The organism is Flavobacterium petrolei, from assembly GCF_003314435.2.
GTDB classification, from domain to species: Bacteria; Bacteroidota; Bacteroidia; order Flavobacteriales; family Flavobacteriaceae; genus Flavobacterium; species Flavobacterium petrolei.
The window spans coordinates 203,437-220,100 of the sequence record NZ_QNVY02000002.1; the positions used below are offsets into that span (position 1 = coordinate 203,437).

The 16,664-nt window shown below is 32.8% G+C and carries 15 protein-coding genes, 1 tRNA gene and 1 pseudogene; 5 read left to right on the forward strand and 12 right to left on the reverse strand.

Annotation, left to right across the window (positions count from 1 at the left end; translation table 11 throughout):
• Nucleotides 1–32 precede the first annotated feature (32 nt).
• Nucleotides 33–1,463, reverse strand: a complete 1,431-nt coding sequence (locus DR871_RS07375) for an anion permease (protein WP_113665876.1) — start codon at nt 1,461–1,463, stop codon at nt 33–35.
• An 11-nt stretch (nt 1,464–1,474) separates the two neighbouring features.
• Entirely contained in the window at nt 1,475–2,584 is a 1,110-nt protein-coding gene (locus tag DR871_RS07380) for a porin (protein ID WP_207209800.1), read from the reverse strand.
• Nucleotides 2,585–3,199: 615 nt separating this feature from the next.
• Between DR871_RS07380 and DR871_RS07385 the strand changes: the two genes are divergently transcribed.
• Nucleotides 3,200–3,538: a hypothetical protein gene (locus tag DR871_RS07385; RefSeq protein ID WP_242497084.1), complete on the forward strand. Its 339-nt coding sequence runs from the start codon at nt 3,200–3,202 to the stop codon at nt 3,536–3,538.
• Between the two features lie 201 nt (nt 3,539–3,739).
• Here DR871_RS07385 and DR871_RS07390 read toward each other — a convergent pair whose 3' ends face one another.
• The gene (locus tag DR871_RS07390; protein WP_113665874.1) at nt 3,740–4,636 is read right to left on the reverse strand and encodes a hypothetical protein; all 897 of its coding nucleotides are present in this window, start codon (nt 4,634–4,636) and stop codon (nt 3,740–3,742) included.
• A 10-nt stretch (nt 4,637–4,646) separates the two neighbouring features.
• Complete coding sequence (locus DR871_RS07395; RefSeq protein ID WP_113665873.1) at nt 4,647–5,066, reverse strand: DM13 domain-containing protein; 420 nt, start codon at nt 5,064–5,066, stop codon at nt 4,647–4,649.
• 172 nt (nt 5,067–5,238) lie between these two features.
• On the opposite strand from DR871_RS07395, the gene DR871_RS07400 reads away from it, so the two are divergent.
• Nucleotides 5,239–6,726, forward strand: a complete 1,488-nt coding sequence (locus DR871_RS07400) for an aminotransferase class V-fold PLP-dependent enzyme (protein WP_113665872.1) — start codon at nt 5,239–5,241, stop codon at nt 6,724–6,726.
• 95 nt (nt 6,727–6,821) lie between these two features.
• Here DR871_RS07400 and DR871_RS07405 read toward each other — a convergent pair whose 3' ends face one another.
• The gene (locus tag DR871_RS07405) at nt 6,822–7,691 is read right to left on the reverse strand and encodes a lysophospholipid acyltransferase family protein (protein ID WP_113665871.1); all 870 of its coding nucleotides are present in this window, start codon (nt 7,689–7,691) and stop codon (nt 6,822–6,824) included.
• Between the two features lie 114 nt (nt 7,692–7,805).
• Here DR871_RS07405 and DR871_RS07410 point away from each other — a divergent pair, with 114 nt between their 5' ends.
• A complete protein-coding gene (locus tag DR871_RS07410) occupies nt 7,806–8,444 on the forward strand; it encodes a rhomboid family intramembrane serine protease (RefSeq protein WP_113665870.1) in 639 nt (212 codons plus the stop codon).
• Nucleotides 8,445–8,494: 50 nt separating this feature from the next.
• Entirely contained in the window at nt 8,495–9,184 is a 690-nt protein-coding gene (locus DR871_RS07415) for an SIMPL domain-containing protein (protein WP_113665869.1), read from the forward strand.
• Between the two features lie 141 nt (nt 9,185–9,325).
• Here DR871_RS07415 and DR871_RS07420 read toward each other — a convergent pair.
• From DR871_RS07420 to DR871_RS07440, 5 genes and pseudogenes are all read right to left on the reverse strand, one after another.
• A tRNA-Tyr gene (locus DR871_RS07420) sits at nt 9,326–9,406 on the reverse strand.
• 174 nt (nt 9,407–9,580) lie between these two features.
• Nucleotides 9,581–9,967 (reverse strand): annotated as a pseudogene (locus DR871_RS07425) (TlpA family protein disulfide reductase); the annotation flags it as partial.
• An 18-nt stretch (nt 9,968–9,985) separates the two neighbouring features.
• Nucleotides 9,986–10,747: a DUF4369 domain-containing protein gene (locus DR871_RS07430; RefSeq protein WP_113665867.1), complete on the reverse strand. Its 762-nt coding sequence runs from the start codon at nt 10,745–10,747 to the stop codon at nt 9,986–9,988.
• Nucleotides 10,748–11,530: 783 nt separating this feature from the next.
• Nucleotides 11,531–11,971 carry a KTSC domain-containing protein gene (locus DR871_RS07435; RefSeq protein ID WP_113665865.1) on the reverse strand — a complete coding sequence of 147 codons (441 nt, stop codon included), beginning with the start codon at nt 11,969–11,971 and terminating at the stop codon, nt 11,531–11,533.
• A gap of 172 nt (nt 11,972–12,143) precedes the next feature.
• Nucleotides 12,144–12,389, reverse strand: a complete 246-nt coding sequence (locus tag DR871_RS07440; protein WP_113665864.1) for a hypothetical protein — start codon at nt 12,387–12,389, stop codon at nt 12,144–12,146.
• 90 nt (nt 12,390–12,479) lie between these two features.
• Between DR871_RS07440 and DR871_RS07445 the strand changes: the two genes are divergently transcribed.
• Nucleotides 12,480–13,025 carry a hypothetical protein gene (locus tag DR871_RS07445; RefSeq protein ID WP_113665863.1) on the forward strand — a complete coding sequence of 182 codons (546 nt, stop codon included), beginning with the start codon at nt 12,480–12,482 and terminating at the stop codon, nt 13,023–13,025.
• A 48-nt stretch (nt 13,026–13,073) separates the two neighbouring features.
• On the opposite strand, the gene DR871_RS07450 is transcribed toward DR871_RS07445, so the two are convergent.
• Nucleotides 13,074–13,469 (reverse strand): response regulator, encoded by a 396-nt coding sequence (locus tag DR871_RS07450; protein WP_113665862.1) that lies wholly within the window; start codon nt 13,467–13,469, stop codon nt 13,074–13,076.
• Entirely contained in the window at nt 13,466–16,309 is a 2,844-nt protein-coding gene (locus tag DR871_RS07455; protein ID WP_113665861.1) for a PAS domain S-box protein, read from the reverse strand. Before DR871_RS07455 ends, DR871_RS07450 begins: the two co-directional genes overlap by 4 nt.
• Nucleotides 16,310–16,664: the final 355 nt, after the last annotated feature.

A 16,664-nucleotide genomic window follows, 5' to 3' on the forward strand; every position in this document is an offset into this window, starting at 1 on the left:
TTTTCGAATTTATGTTTTAAGGACTTTATTATTTACCAAAGCCCAATTGCTTTCCACCAAAGCCCGCCAGCTACAAACCATACAAGAAGAAATAAAATGCTCATAAAAAAACCTTGTTTCCACCAGTCTTTTAGATCTACATAGGTGCTACCAAAGAAAATAGGAGCAGGTCCATGACCATAATGGGTAAGCGATCCCATTAGCGAAGCACAGGCTCCCAGAAATATTGCTAGCATTGTGCCCGGAATACCCACTGCGATACCCACTGCTAGAAACACAGAATACATCGCGGCAACTTGTGCCGTTGCACTGGCAAACATATAATGACAATAAGAATACACGATTATAATCAAAGGAAAAGCTACTTTCCAGCTAAGTTGTGACAGTTCATCGCCAACCAATTTTCCGAACCAACCTATCAAACCTAACGAATTTAAGTACGATCCCATCATTACCAGAGAAGAGAACCAAACGATGGTATCCCAAGCTCCTTTTTCTGATTTGACATCTTCCCAAGTCAATACGCCGCTCAACAACAGAATGCATAGTCCAATAAGCGCTGCGGTTGTTGCATCGATTGCAAATAAGTTCCCGAATATCCATAGTACTAATAATATGATGAAAGTGGCTACCATCAACCATTCTTTTAAAGAAACCGGTCCCATTTCCTTGAGCTGTTTTGCCGCTATTGCCGGAGCTTCTTTGGTCTCTTTTAATTCAGGTGGATAGGATTTGTACAGAAATAGAGGAATCAGCAAGAAACAGATTAGCCCGGGAACCGATGCCGCAAGTGCCCAGCTTCCCCAAGTAATTTCTACTCCTAAATCGGCAGCAAATTTTTGCGCCATCGGATTGCTCGCGGTAGCTGTCAAGAATAACACAGAAGTAATCATGTTGGCATTATAGCTGCTAAGAGTAAGGAATGCCCCAATTTTCCTATGTGTTTCTGGTTTTTCAGCATAAGATCCCATGTTTGTGGCAATTGATTTCATGATGGGATAAATGACACCTCCAGCTCTGGCTGTGTTACTCGGAATGGCTGGTGCGAGTATAAGGTCAGCCGTATTCAATCCGTAGGCAAGTCCCAACGGGCTTTTGCCAAATATTTTGATAAAGTTGTACGCTATTCTGGTTCCAAGGCCGGTTATTATAAATCCCCTTGCGATAAAAAACGCAAGACCAATCAACCATATGGTAGAATTTCCAAAACCGCTCAAGGCATTAACGATCGATTTTGTAGGATCTCCAGGAGCCAAAACCTGTGTGACTGCGCACAGTGTGATTCCAATAATAGCCATGGTTCCCATAGAAGCCGCTTTTAAAATGATTCCAACAATGGTGGCCACAAAGATTGCGAGGAGATGCCAAGCATTTGGCTGGACGCCTTCTGGAGCTGGAATGAACCAGATAGCTAGTCCTATAACGCAGGTAATTAGACCTGATTTGAAATTGATTTCTTTCATAATAATTGTTTTTAGAATCTTACCTGTAATTGTACGTAGGAAAGGCTGTGTGTATTTGTTGTTGTTAAGGGAATATCTTTATTATAAATATCTAAAGAAACACCCATTTGAAGTGCGGCATAAAAATCATCTGCAAAAATCAGCGATAGATTGGGAATAATTGTCTGTCTGATATTACTGTCTAATTTGTAATTTTCATCAAAATATTCATATCGAGAAGAAAACTCAATTGCTCTTAGCCGTCGGTTCTGGCAATTGTATCGTAAAGTGGGCAGCAGATAAAAACCATGCATTTTGAATTGGTCAAGAGCAGGTTTTACTATTTGGTTTTCATCGGCTTTGCTTGCACTGTAAGCTAAAAAGTTCGTTCCTATCTTTCCTTCCGCCATGATTAAAAGTTGCCATTTATCTGAAAAATCAAATTTACCCGTTAGGTCGGCACCATATGCGTTGCCAATACCGCTTTCGCCAAAGCTACCTCTGGAAACATTGGCTCCTAAAGTCAGACTCTTATTAAAATCAGTCTCCAGTCTCAAATAGGTGTTTTTAGAATTATTGTCATCTGTTTTTTGGTTTTTGTTATTTCCATTATAAGCTCCCGCGTAATAACGTAAGCTCCCGTCAGGAACTATTTTCCCAAAAATAGAAAGTCCCACTTGGAAACTCTGCCATCCATTTTTCCCAAATGCATAATATTGGTTCGAAAAATCAAGTGTGCGTATAATATCTACAGGAACAGCATCTTCAATACCGAAAAAAGGGCGAAATTGTCCTGCCTGAAGGCTGAAGTATTTGCTAACGGTATACTTTATATAGGCATTTTCAAGTACCTTGTTAGAAGGATTATCATTAAATTCGGCAAAATTGGCTAGAACGTTTGCTGAAAAATGATCGTTGATATCAGCTTTTAACATTACTCTTGCTCGTTTCAGCATAAAAGTATTTGTAATGCCATTTGTTGCATCGGGATCGAAATTCTTTCCATTCACATCAGAATCCTTATTTAATGAAAAGACATATCGAGTTTGAAGTACGCCAGCAAAGCTCAATTTTCTCTTGTAAGCCGAATAGTTTTTGATTGTATCCGTTGAGGAAGTGCGGTCTTTTTGTTGCGCTTTCATTGGAAGAATTATAAAAAGGCTCAAAAAAGTCAGTAAGATAATTCTATCCCTTTGTGCAGATCTGGGGCAGCTTAAAATTTTATTAAACATATTTATTATTGCTTTAGTGTAAATATAGTACAAATGACTGACTTAACTTTTGATGCGAGTATGACAATTATCATATCGTTCCGGATAATACCGTTATGGGTTTTATCAGACAAGTTTTATAATATATTTTCTTCTAGATTGAATTTCTTATTATTGATTCATAAGACTATAGTTTTGGTATACATGTAGCAAATAGAAAAGCAATATTTATGATATAATACGATCCTTTATAAATTAAATATCAAAGATCTTTTCTAATTTCTGCTTTTATGCGTAAATAAGCAATAGTTGTTATTTCAATTATAAAACGAATCAAAATCACACTTTTTTAGCTACTTTACATTTGGGTCTTGTTTACGATATTTATTTAAAAATATTAGTCTTAACAAAAATTTGAAAAAGACTATTTGGTAAAAATCAATATCTTTTAATTCAAAGTAGACATACAATGATTACCAAAAATGCGCCAACAAAATTAGAGCCATACGATCCCTAGGAATTTCGCCTTATACAAATGAGGAGATTGTGAGTATTGAAGATGCGAACAGAACAAAATACAATAATGCTGATGAAATAGCAGTTTGGGCCTTTTTTGCAGATGGAAAATCTTCGAAGGATACGGATACCTCTGTTATTCTGGGAACGGCTTATAGAAATACTTCTTTTGTTATTAATGAACAAACGTTTCAAGTTTTAAGTGACAGCCTATTTGAACCCAACAGAAGTTTATTAGAAACCACCGTAATCACTCATGAATTCGGGCATATATTAGGCTTGACCAATCTAGGTGCAGCTTTACAGAGTAACCATGAAGATGCTGAGCATCCTAAACACTATATTGAAAAAACGTGTTTAATGTATTAGTCATCTGAAATAGGAGGAGGAAATGGGAATATGGTTTCCAGTGGTGCAGCTCCCCAACTCGATAGTCAGTGTATTGCTGATCTTCGTGCCAATGGAGGAAAATAAAATTAATATTCTATAATAGATTTGTTCTTTAATAAGAATGCCCAAGTATATTTCTTGGGCATTTTTTATGTTTTTCCAAAGAGAATTAACCTATTATTAGAAAGAGACTTTGTAAATTATTCCAGCGGTGAATCCCCGAGTTAGTCCATCTGGGCGAACCTCTCGAACTAAAAATGGTGTGGCCAGAGATAATTCGATGCTATTTTTAGTATTAATGGTGTACGCGCCAATTATATTTCCGTTAATGGTCAATCCATCAGAGTTTTTTATCGTTTCTCTTTGTCCAAAAGCATTCTCGAAACTATCTTCTCCTAAGTGATAAATAAATAAAACATTGGGTTTAAAAGTGAATTTTTTTGTAGTGGTTTGAAACGTATATGTGGTTCGAAACAAAGCATCTGATTTTCTTTCGAATAAATTAGTGGAAGGAAAATCATCTGTATTTGAGAACTCCCTAAAATAAGAATTCTTGTTGTTATTGAAAACGGGAATTTGGACAGCAGTATTAAAATCCCATTTTTTATAGTTAAGATTCAATCCTGCAATTAAATCAAATGTTCCCAAACTGGATTGGTAATCCAAAGGAAGTGAAAACTCATTTATTTTAAGATTTGAACTCGTAAAAGGGATTTTTAAACCTAAAAGTGAACTCCATTGTGTATGCGATTTTGGTTTCCAATTGTAATTCCCTATCAAAAAAGCATCACCAAAAGCGCCTCGCTGACCAAAGCTTCCACTGGCAACGGAATATGTAATTTTAGAGCTCAAAGATAATCTTTCGTTTATAGTTCTGGTGTAAGTTAGGTACGGTGAGATATAAGTAACATCAGCTTCGCCTGTGCCAAAAATAGCTCCTGCTTCAATTCCATTTTTTGATTCTTTGTCTGTAGTTTGGAAACTGTTTCCAATGGAACAAATTCCAGCATCGCTACATCCTTGTGCATAGGAATTAGAGAACATTCCGAAAGCGATTATTAGCAGTAGTTTTTTCATAAATTAGGTTTTAATTTTGAGATAATTGTGCCACTGCAAATAGATGACTGTATTGCTGGCAATGAATTAGTACATATTTATAGGCAGAAACATTGACTTGGGTTGGAATTGAGTACACAGTAGAAGATGTTAAATTGCCCAGATTCACAAATTCTAGAGGGGTGTCATTTTTTGAAAGGTATACTTTAAGATCGGGCCCGCTTGATACACTAAAATCTTCTAATCGAACTTCGCTTTGATTTCCATTTAAATAAATTTTGGCAGAACCGGTTACCTTAATTCCTGAGGTTGGCATGAAATTACCGGTGGCAAGAGGAGGAGTATTTTCAGGGATTGGTGAAGTTAACTCAACATCACGGGTCAAATCGCCTTCAACTTCACATGAAATTAAAAGCAAGAGTAGAGGCAGTATAAAAATAATTCTTTTCATGGTAAACCTTTTTTAAATTCGCAAATCAAATATAAAAAGAATCAAGATTACTGTTTGTCGGCTACTTTACATTTGAATCATGTTTATTGATTTATTTGATATCAGTATTAACAAAAATTGAAAATGACTATTTAGTAAAAATCAATATCTTTGAACTCAAATTAGACATACAATGATTACCAAAGAAGCGCCAACACAATTAGAGCAATACTTTCAACAGTTTCGCGATAACATAATCGGAATAGATCAAGGGTTTGAATCTCCTTACGGACGAAAACAAATTATTTATACGGATTGGACGGCGAGTGGTCGTTTGTATCGTCCTATTGAAGAAAAATTAATGAATCAATTTGGTCCTTTTGTGGCCAATACGCACACAGAAACCACTGTTTCAGGAACTGCAATGACTAAAGCGTATCATCAGGCGCGTCACATTATTAAACATCATGTCAATGCCAGTACTGATGATGTTTTGATTACTGATGGAACCGGAATGACAGGTGTTGTCAATAAATTCCAACGAATCTTGGGTTTAAAAGTACCTGAAAATTTAAAAAATTTCATCACTATTCCAGCCGAAAAGAAACCAATTGTTTTTATTTCTCACATGGAACATCATTCCAATCAAACGTCATGGTTGGAAACAATTGCTGATGTTGAAGTTATTCCTTCAACGGAAGATGGATTGTTCAGCATAGAAAATCTGGAAATTTTATTAGAAAAATATAAAGAACGACCTTTTAAAATAGCTTCTATTACCTCGTGTTCAAATGTAACGGGAATCAGAACGCCGTATCATAAAGTGGCAAAAATAATGCATCAACATAACGGACTTTGTTTCGTGGATTTTGCTTGTTCAGGACCTTACGTGAAAATCGATATGCATCCTGAAGATGCTGAAAGTTATTTGGATGCCATTTTCTTTTCGCCTCATAAATTCCTGGGCGGACCCGGAACTTGCGGAGTTTTGGTCTTTAATAAAAAATTATACCAAAATTTAGTTCCTGATAATCCTGGTGGAGGAACAGTAAGTTGGACGAATCCTTGGGGAGAACATAAATACATCGATAATATTGAAGATAGGGAAGATGGTGGTACTCCGGGTTTTCTTCAGGTCATAAAAACTGCATTGGCTGTTCAGTTGAAAGAGCAAATGGGAATTGAAAATATCTTAAAAAGAGAGCACGAAATAGTGGATTATATTTTCTCTGAATTAGGAAATATTTCCAATATAAAAATTCTTGCAGGACAGCATCAGAATAGGTTAGGAGTGATTTCTTTTTTTGTGGAAGACTTACATTTTAACTTGGGTGTAAAATTGCTGAATGATAAATTCGGAATTCAAACTCGTGGCGGTTGTAGTTGCGCCGGAACCTACGGACACTTTTTATTACATGTAGATCAGGAAACTTCTCATAAATTGATTGACGAAATTACACTTGGAGATTTAATCAGAAAACCAGGTTGGATCAGGATGTCTATTCATCCAACAACTACAAATGCTGAAATTGAATTTGTTTGTAACGGAATAAAAACATTGGCGGAAAACCATAAAACTTGGGCTTTGGATTATAATTATAATTCGGCTACAAATGAGTTCGTGAATAAGAACGCTCAACCTCTAGAAGATGAATTGGTAAAAAACTGGTTCTCATTATAATAGAATTGAACTTTTAAAAATAAAAAAAATCACTAATTCAAAAGCTTATGTTTTTGAATTAGTGATTTTTTTTAACTGAAAACTGCGATTGAATACTATCTTCTATGTTTCCATCTTTTGTGAGTCCAGAAATAATATTCAGGTGCTTCCCGGATTTGTTTTTCAACTTCTTTTATATAGGCACTCGTAATTCCAAAATTAGGAATCGAGTTAGGATTGTCACTAATTGGGATTATAGTAAGTTCATAATATCCTCTTTTTACCTTTTTGACTTTTGCAAAAACTACGGTCATATCGTATTTTTTGGCTAACATTTCAGGTCCGGTATGCACAGGAACTTCAACGCCCATAAAGCTTTCCCAATGAAATATTCGATCTGCTTTTGGGGATTGATCACTGGCGAGGCCATACACACAATGAATACCATTTTTTTGATTATCGGAAATTAAAGGAATTGTTTTACTAGTTGGTACTAATTCCGTGTTGTATTTAGATCGAATATCCCTTACGAGTTTATCAAAATATTTATTAGCTAATTTTTTATAAACTGCTACTCCTCGGAAAGATATTTTTTGGTTCAGTGTAATCAGCCATTCCCAACTTGCATAGTGGGAGGCGATAAGCATAATGCTTTTTCCTTTTTCTTCATATTCTTTGATGACTTCCAGATTTGTGATTGTGAATCTTTTGTTCATTTCTTCCGATGAAATAGTCATGGTTTTTATCATTTCCATAAACATATCGCATAAATGATGGTATGATTTTTTTTCGATAATAAGACGTTCTTCATCTTTAAGATGCGGCAAAGCAAGAGCTAGATTTGCGCGAACTATTTTTTTTCGATATCCAATAATATGGTAAACTAAAAAATAAACTCCATCTGACAATCCATAAAAAATACGGAATGGCAGTATAGAAACAATCCAAAGAAAGGGGTAAGCAATAATAAAAATAAGGAATTGCATGCAGAATTTTTTATGCAAATATAAGTCAAAAATGTAGACTGATATAAATTTTGACAGCTTACTGCTTCCGTATTTGAGAATGACTATCTTTACAATTCACAATAAATATACTTTATGAATACCGTTTTAATTGCAATAATTGTAGTAAATGTTTTAATTAGTTACAAAGGTTTTAATGACCTTTCTTTTTTTAGAAAATACGAATTCCATATTGGAAGTATTCGTTCAGGAGAACAAATCAGAATGTTATCGTCAGGTTTTCTGCATGCTGACATGACCCATTTGATTTTTAATATGTTGACACTTTGGTTTTTTGCTCCGGTCGTTATTAGTTATTTAGGTGATTTTTCGTTTTTACTGGTTTATTTTGGAAGTTTGATTTTTGGAAGTTTGTTGACGATGGTTTTTCATAAAAATGACTACGGCTATCGGGCAGTAGGTGCTTCTGGAGCTGTAACGGGAGTTTTATATTCGGCAATATTGCTGCAACCTGATATGATGTTGGGAATCTTTTTTATTATTCCAATGCCTGCTTACATTTTTGGAATCCTTTATTTGCTGTATTCCATTTACGGAATGAAAGCTAAGAATGATAATATTGGTCATACGGCGCATTTTGGGGGCGCTGTAGGAGGTTATTTGATTACTTTGCTAAAGGAACCTACTTTATTAGTAGATCATACTTTGATGGTCATATTATTGGCTATTCCAATAGTCATTCTTTTCGTGATGGAAAAAATGGGAAAACTTTAATGGCACAACTTTTGAAAAGGAATTAGTACAAACAATTAATTTATATAAAAATGAAAAAAGCACTATTGATTCTGTCTATTCTATTTGTTTCCATGTCTTATGGACAAGAAGTGAAGCAAATTCCTCAAATAAATGTAAACGGAGAAGGTAAAGTAAAGGTTGTTCCGGATCAAGCTACTATAGCAGTAACTGTTGAGACAAAAGGGAACAATGCTAAAGATGTAAAAAAACAAAATGATGAAAAGATTGATGCTGTTTTAAAGTTTATTAAAAAAATGAACTTGGCACCGGCAGATTATAAAACGCAACGTGTTTCATTGAATCCGCAATACGATTACGAAAAAAAGAAGCACAGCTACAACGCTACTCAAACCATTGAAATTTTATTAAGAGATTTATCAAAATATGATGAATTGATGGAAGGCTTGGTGAATGAAGGAATTAATAGAATTGATGCCGTTACGTTCCAATCTTCGAAATTAGCACAATATCAATCGGAGGCTAGAAAATTAGCGATGAAAGAGGCAAAATTAAAAGCAGAAGATTATGTGTCAGTATTGGGACAAAAAGTGGGTCGTGCGATGACCATATCTGACAATTCACAAACGTATTATCCACAGCCAATGTATGCAGCGATGAAAACAATGGAAAGAAGTGATGCCAGTGAACCAAGAGAAACTCTTGCGGTAGGAGAAATCAATATTACAGCTAATGTTACAGTAAGTTTTATCTTAGAGTAAAGAAGCTAAAAATTGTATTTAAAAAAAAATCCATCTCAGATAAAATGAGATGGATTTTTTTTTGAATAAGCTAAATATAAAATGATGAAAGTATCAATTAGTGTGAATAAAAAAACTCTTCAATTTCTTGAAGAGTTTTAGTGGGGAGAGCAGGATTCGAACCTGCGAAGTTTGCACAGCAGATTTACAGTCTGCCCTCGTTGGCCGCTTGAGTATCTCCCCAAGACTTAACAAGCATTGCTTGTTGTGCTAACCGGGTGCAAATATAAAAACTGTTTTGATGTTTCCAAACTAAATTTGCACTTAATTTTACTATTATTTTTAATGCCTTGGTATTGAATAAAATAAAAAAATCTCCACTAGGGAGATTTTTTTATTTTGTATCGAAGTACGTCTTTATTTTGCCAAAAGTTCTAAAATTTTAGCTCTAAGCGCTTCACCTCTTAAATCTTTTGCGACTACATTTCCTGAAGCATCAAGAATAAAAGTTGCCGGAATAGATTCTACTTTATACTGTGCTGCAATTGGCTCATCCCAAAATTTTAAATTTGAAACATGATTCCAAGTCAATTTATCCTTTGCAATAGCATCTTTCCAGGCTTTAGCATCTTTGTCTAAAGATACTCCAATAATGTTAAGACCTTTTCCGTGTAACTCTTTGTAAAGAGCAACAACATTCGGGTTTTCTTGACGGCATGGTCCACACCACGAGGCCCAAAAATCAACTATTGTTACTTTACCTAAACTTTCTTTTAGAGAAATAGTTTTCCCTTGAGGATTAGGACCTGAAAAATCTGCTCTTCATTTAGCTTCTCCAGCAGGAGCTGGAGCAGCGCCTACAGCAGAAGGAGCTTTCATTTCAGCAAGTTTAGTTTTAATTGCTATACCTGGCTTAGTTTTTTTCAATGATTCATCTAAACCGTTGTAAAGTTTCTCAGATTTTGCAATGTCAGCAGTTGGATCGTTTAACATACCTTGAATGATCAAAGCAGTAATAAACGATTTCGGGTGTGATTCAGCATAAGCAACATATTTTGCTTTTGAAGCAACACCGACTTCTTCTTGAATTTTAGAGAATTCTTGCATCAAATTATTAATCACAACAGTATCTTTAGATTGTTGTGCAGCATTCATGGCTTCCATATTCTTAGTTTGGAAATCCATTAGTTTCTTTTGAACTTTAGTGATTTCTTCATTGAAAGATACGTACTCATCATTATTATACGTACCAGAAACTTTAGATTTTTGAATACTGTCTTTGTTAATAGCGATAGTAACTTCGCCATTTTCTAATATGAAAGGTATTTTAGCCTGTGCTCCTTCTAATTGAATCGTATAAAAAGCAGGCTCTGTAATAGTTCCTTTCATTACAAACTTACCATTTTCAACTTTTACAGTATCTTTTGGTAACATCATTCCTGTTGCATCTTGTGTTTCTAAGATAATCGTTTTACCATTGTCAATTCCTGTTGCAGTTCCTGAAATAAGGTATTCATCTTTGCCAACTTTGTTACAAGAAATTAAAACAACAGCAGCCGAAAGTAATAAAATTATTTTTTTCATTATTAATTAGTTAATTGAGTTAAGTGTGCAAAAGTATTTAAAAAATATAAAATACAAATAATTTTAGAACCTAAATTTTTGTTATAATTTAGTAATAATTATGTATTGTTTTGAGTTAATTATGAAATAATCCACCCTTATTATTATAGTCTTTGGCTGATAGCTAAATTGAATACTATTTAAAAAGTCAAGAGATTTATAGATTACACCAAACAAGATTCGGAAAAAGGATTTTTGAATCGTATTCGAAATAGGATTTTAATTTCAAAAATATCGAAACTTATTATGTTTGGTAGCGGAATTGTTTGTTTCTTGTAAAAAGTAAAGTTGCAGCTTAAGGATGTAAAGCGTTGTAATGCTAAGAAATTATTTACAGTTAAATTACGCTGCTTTGGTTGTGTCTAATTATGACGGATTCAGCATGTTCTATTTCATTTTCTGTAATTCTAATATCTAAGTTTATATCCCTTAGTTCTTTATGAAGAATTGCGCAAGATGAATTTGATTGTAATTTAAAATCAATTTGATTTCTTTGCTCTTTTAATACATCAAGTATTTCTTTTGCTTTTTTATATTGCGACTTGTATATCTTGCAAAAGTCTATCATAATATGTAAGGTAAGTTTGTATAATTTTGAGATGCTAATTTAGTATAATCAAGTTTATTACGCAACATAATTTATTATCTGAATTGCTTAAATGATTTTTTAATTTAATTATCAAATTATTTTAAACAAAAAAAGCATCCTTGATTAGGATGCTTATGTATTCTATCTGTAGAAAATTAATCTTGATTGATCGTTTTTCTCCAAGTAAATGAATTCAAAATGTGTCTTTTTGCAAATCTGCCAGGAGAATCAGCATTGACCATTTTTACATACGTTGCTTTAGGAACACTAATATATTCGTAAACGCTGCCGTTAGAAAAATTAATTATTAATCGTCCTTCAACAAATTTGTAATCTGTAATTGTTGATGTAGAGATTGTTTCAGTATATTCTGGTAAATTTGCTTTTATAGTCTCAGGATTGATGCTCACCAAAAAGTGGTAGGCTTCAATAATTTTTTTACTATTTTCTTCTGCAGCTTTCAATCCATCCTCGTCACCTGAAAATTTATCAGGATGTGATTCTTTCATCGCATTGCGATAAATTGTTTTCAAATCTTTTAGCTCTGCAGTTTTGTCTACATTTAGCAGTTTGCGGTATTCAACTATTTTTTTCATAAATAAGGTAACTACTTGTCTTTTACTATAAAATCAATATAATTTGATTTCAAAATCGACAATTTTTTGCAAAGGTACACTTTTTTTTATTTTTTTGGTTTCAGACCAATAAATTTTAATCAAAAAGTACTTTTTAAAGTTCTTATTTGAATACTACTGAAGTTAAAAAAAGCTATTGTTGCGGCTTATTATTTGCTTTATCGAAGTTTTTAGATTTTTTTGGATATTTGTTATAACTGATATCGCTTGGATTTTCTATGATTGATTTAATAGTAATCCAATCTCCAATAGCATGTTTTTGAGCCATTTTATAGTCTAACAGGTATTCACCACAAAAAAAATTGTTGTTTTCATCTTTTTCCATAATTCCGGTGAAAACACCTTTTTGTAACATTCTTTCTTCAGAAGCTTTAGTCATAATCCGTTTATTTTAATAATTCTAGTTCGCAAAGTTAATCAAATATAGTTTGTCTTGCTATGAATTAGCCTTTCTGATTACCTTTGTATCATGGAAAAAAATTTTCGACCAAATCCCAATTCGTTTAAAAATACGTTCTGTGTTTTTGATGAAGTGGCTATTGAGTCTATAAATGGATTGAAAATTCAATACGACAGTAAATCTGGAAGTAAATATTACTATACAAAAACAGGTATGTATCGCTTATCAAATCATTGGGGCCGCTTGGCTAATAGCAAATGGCGTTTAGAACCTTTGGAACCTGAAACCATATCCAAAATTAAATTGGGTTATGCTTCTTGGGAAAATTTTTATCCCGATAATGCTGTTGAAGAACTATATTATTTAGAAGCAAATTACCAAAACCGAACGGTCAATTACCAACACAAGAATAATCCAAACTACGATAAAAGGGCAATATTAAGAACCAGCTTTGAAACCACTAAACGCATCAAACAAATTCGGAATTTATTCAGTCTTACTTCTTGGGCCAAGTATTTTGAATATGAAGACATAGATGATTTGAGGAAAAAAATTATCCATGAATTAATTTTTACCACTAAAACTTTGGAGGAAATAAAAAAACAATTCATCTAAGGTTTCTAATTCCTGTCTTTTCTGCTATTTATAATTAAGCTTAAACTTTTAATCATTTGAAGCAATTAATATCAAATCGTTTACTGTAAGTGGTTTAGATAGATACCCTAAAATATTGCAGTACGATTTTGATTTGTTTTTATCTTCTACCGCAATGGAAGAACTTACAATATAAACGACTATTTCTTTTGGAAACTTAGGTTTAATCATTCCCATTTCCTCCATGAATTCCCAACCGTCCATTATTGGCATATTGATATCCAATAAAATTATATCCGGAAGGGATTCGTTATTTTCCAAAGCATTATGCAATTCATCAATAGCGTCTTTTCCATTTTTGAAAGAGGAACTCTCTGAAAACATTTCGGATCTTTGAATTATTTTATTAACGATGATTTGGTAAATTGCATCATCGTCTATTATCCAGATTGCTTTTTTTGTCATTGAATATAGATTTTAAATGTAGTGCCAATATTGGGTTCACTTTCTACTGTAATATTTCCTCCCATTGCATCTATTTGATTTTTGGTGATAAATAATCCAATTCCTTTTGAGTCGGAATTGTTTGTAAATGTTTTGTACATCCCGAAAATTTTATCTGCATTTCTGACAAGATCAATTCCTATCCCGTTATCCGAAATTTGTAGAATTTTCATGTCATTCTCCATCAAAAATTTAATTGTTATAATTGGTTTGCGTGATGGATGTCTGTATCTGATTGAATTTGAAATGATATTATAAAGGATGCTTTCCAGATATGCAGGATTGTAATTAATTATAGCTTCATCGGGTATTTCTGTTAAAATCGTAACTTCATTGGTTGTGATTTGTTCCGAAAGTACATTTTTTACTGTTGTAATGTAATGCTCTAAATTTAAAGGTTCCGATACTAAACCAATATTTGTTCTAATGTTAATGACTTCGTTTAAATGAAGCATGGTTTCGTTTAACGAACAGGAAACTGTTTTTAATAACTCCATCATTTGTTCTCTTTCTTCTTCAGTTTCCGAGGATTCAATCAAAGTTACAATAGAGGAAATATTACTGGTATGCGATCTTAGATTATGAGAAACGATATAGGAGAAATTTAGTAGTCTTTTATTTTGTTCGGTAACCAGGTTGAAGGAGTTATTCAGTTCCTTTTCAGCTTCTTTTGTTTTAGTGATATCAATCATGATACCTCGCAAACTTTTTGTTTTGCCATTTTCAATGACAACATTTACGATGTCACGGAGCCAAACTAAGGTTCCATTTTTGGCGACCATTCTATACTCAAAATCATGGTCTGCCTTCTCATTAGTTTTTATCCTGCAATAATTCTGAACCCATTCAGTATCTTCTACATAAATATGGTCTAGCCAAAAAGTAGGACTTTCGAGCCATTCTTCAGGGCTGTAACCTAATATATTCTGTACTTTCTGACTGATAAAATTAAAATTAAAAGTTACTGCGTCACATTCCCAAACAATCCCATCAATTGTATTAATCAAGGATTCCATTCTTTGATTTGTTTCAAGAATAATCTTTTCTACAGCTTTCCTGTCAGTAGTATCTTCGGTAGAAACTATAATTCTTGCTAATGAATTTTTATATCCTTGGATTGTATTCCAACGCAAATTTATATTACGATATTCTCCCTCTGAATTTTTTATAATCGTATCTAAAATAAATTTATTTTCACCTTGAGTTATTGCAATAAGATGCTCGGTAAAACAATATAATGCCTTGTTGTTGAATAAATTAGATTTTGTTTGGATTAAATCTTCTTTAGTCTTAACCTTATGTAGTTTAAGGCAGGCTTTGTTTGCATCAATTAATTTAACTAACGAATGGGATTTATCAACAATATTTGGATTTTTTTCAAAGTAGTTTCTAACAACTTCTATATCTTCATGCATTAAATTAAGTTCTTCAAGGTATTTTTTAACATTAGAAAAATCTTCTTCTCTTAATGGTAAAGGCGAATCATCAAATAAACTTTTAAATCGAATTTCACTTTTTTTGATTAATTCTTCAGCTTCTTTTTTTAAAGTAATATCTTCAATAATTGAAATAGCAGTAATTTGTTTGTTTTTTCTGTCTATTATTGGTGTAACCGTCAAATTGACCCAAATAATTTTTCCATGGTTTGTGTAATATCTTTTTTCCATGGAATATTCATTGATTATTCCATTTTTCAGTTTGCTTACATATATTAAATCTGTTTCAAGATCGTCAGGATGAGTTATGGACTGAAAATTTTTTTGTTTAATTTCGCTTTGAGTATAGCCCAAAAGGTCACAAAATTTATTATTTACTTCCAAAAAAGTCCCTGTAGAAAGATCTACACTAGCAATCCCAATTGCTGCTTGATCAAAAATAATTTTAAACTTGATTTCAGAATTCAATAATTTAGTAGCTTGTGCGGTAACTAAAGATTGCAATTCTTCGGGTGTTTTTACAAGAAAATAAATTAGGATACCAAAAAGTCCAGCAAGAATAATTCCAATAATCCCAGGAATTATAATTTGGAAATATATATAATTGTTGTTTTTTGAGATCAAAAATAACTTCCAGTCGCCATCAGGGATTGTTCTGATGATGCTGTATTTTTTTGAGAAATCAGTTTGATTGGGTAGGTAAAAGATTTCTTTTTGTTTCTCAACATCATATTTTGAAAATTGGAAGTAATACTTTGAATCATCTACATTTTTGATCCCCGAGGCCTTTAAAAAAGTTTCTAATTTGATGATAACAGCAGAAAAACCCCAGAATTTATTATTTTGAAAAACCGGAAACCTCCCAACAATGCCTACTCCGCCTTGTTTTAGTTCAAAAGGACCAGCAAAATACATCTTTTTTTTAGCGATTGATTTTAAAGCTTCTGTCTTAAGGTTCTGTTCAGTTAAAATATTTAAATTTAAAGCGGGTTCATTACCTTTCAATGGATGAATATACTTAATTATGCCATCTGGAACCAATTGGACCGTACTAATATTTGCATTTGATTCCATTAATTTTTCACTCACGTAGTCAAAATTTTCAGGAATGCCTTTATCATTTATTGTTAGTGCCAGCGTTAAAGTGGTCGTATAACAGTTTTTTAGCGCTTGTTCTATATTTTGATGAACAACATTCAAAATGTTATTCATTTCACGTTGCTCATCTTCTTTTATTAGTTTGTATTGCTGTAAGAGTATAAAACCTACAACATAACTTAAAAATAGGAATACTACAAAACCAGTTGTTTTCGGCCTTCTTAAGAACCATCTGATGAATTTAGGATATTTTTTTTCAGACTTCATTTAATTTATTAGTAGGTTTGGGCGGCAATTTGGTTCAAAAAATAAATATATAAAAAATAAATATATGACCATACTTATTTGTGAATTATAGTTTTATTCTCAGTTAATAGTTTTTAAAATACTTTTTAATGAATCTGTGAAGTAGGCAAACTTTTGTTAAAACTCATAATTTAAGCCTTAATGGTTTTAAAATAAATATTTTTTTATTCTCCAAATATTTAATTACCAAATCATAGCTTCAATTTTAAACAAGAAAGAAACTAACAAACTAAATGAATATAATTTCGATAATAAATCCGAACTTTGCTGCGGTTTTCGAATCTAATACGTGATTTGATTATTTAAAAATAAACAC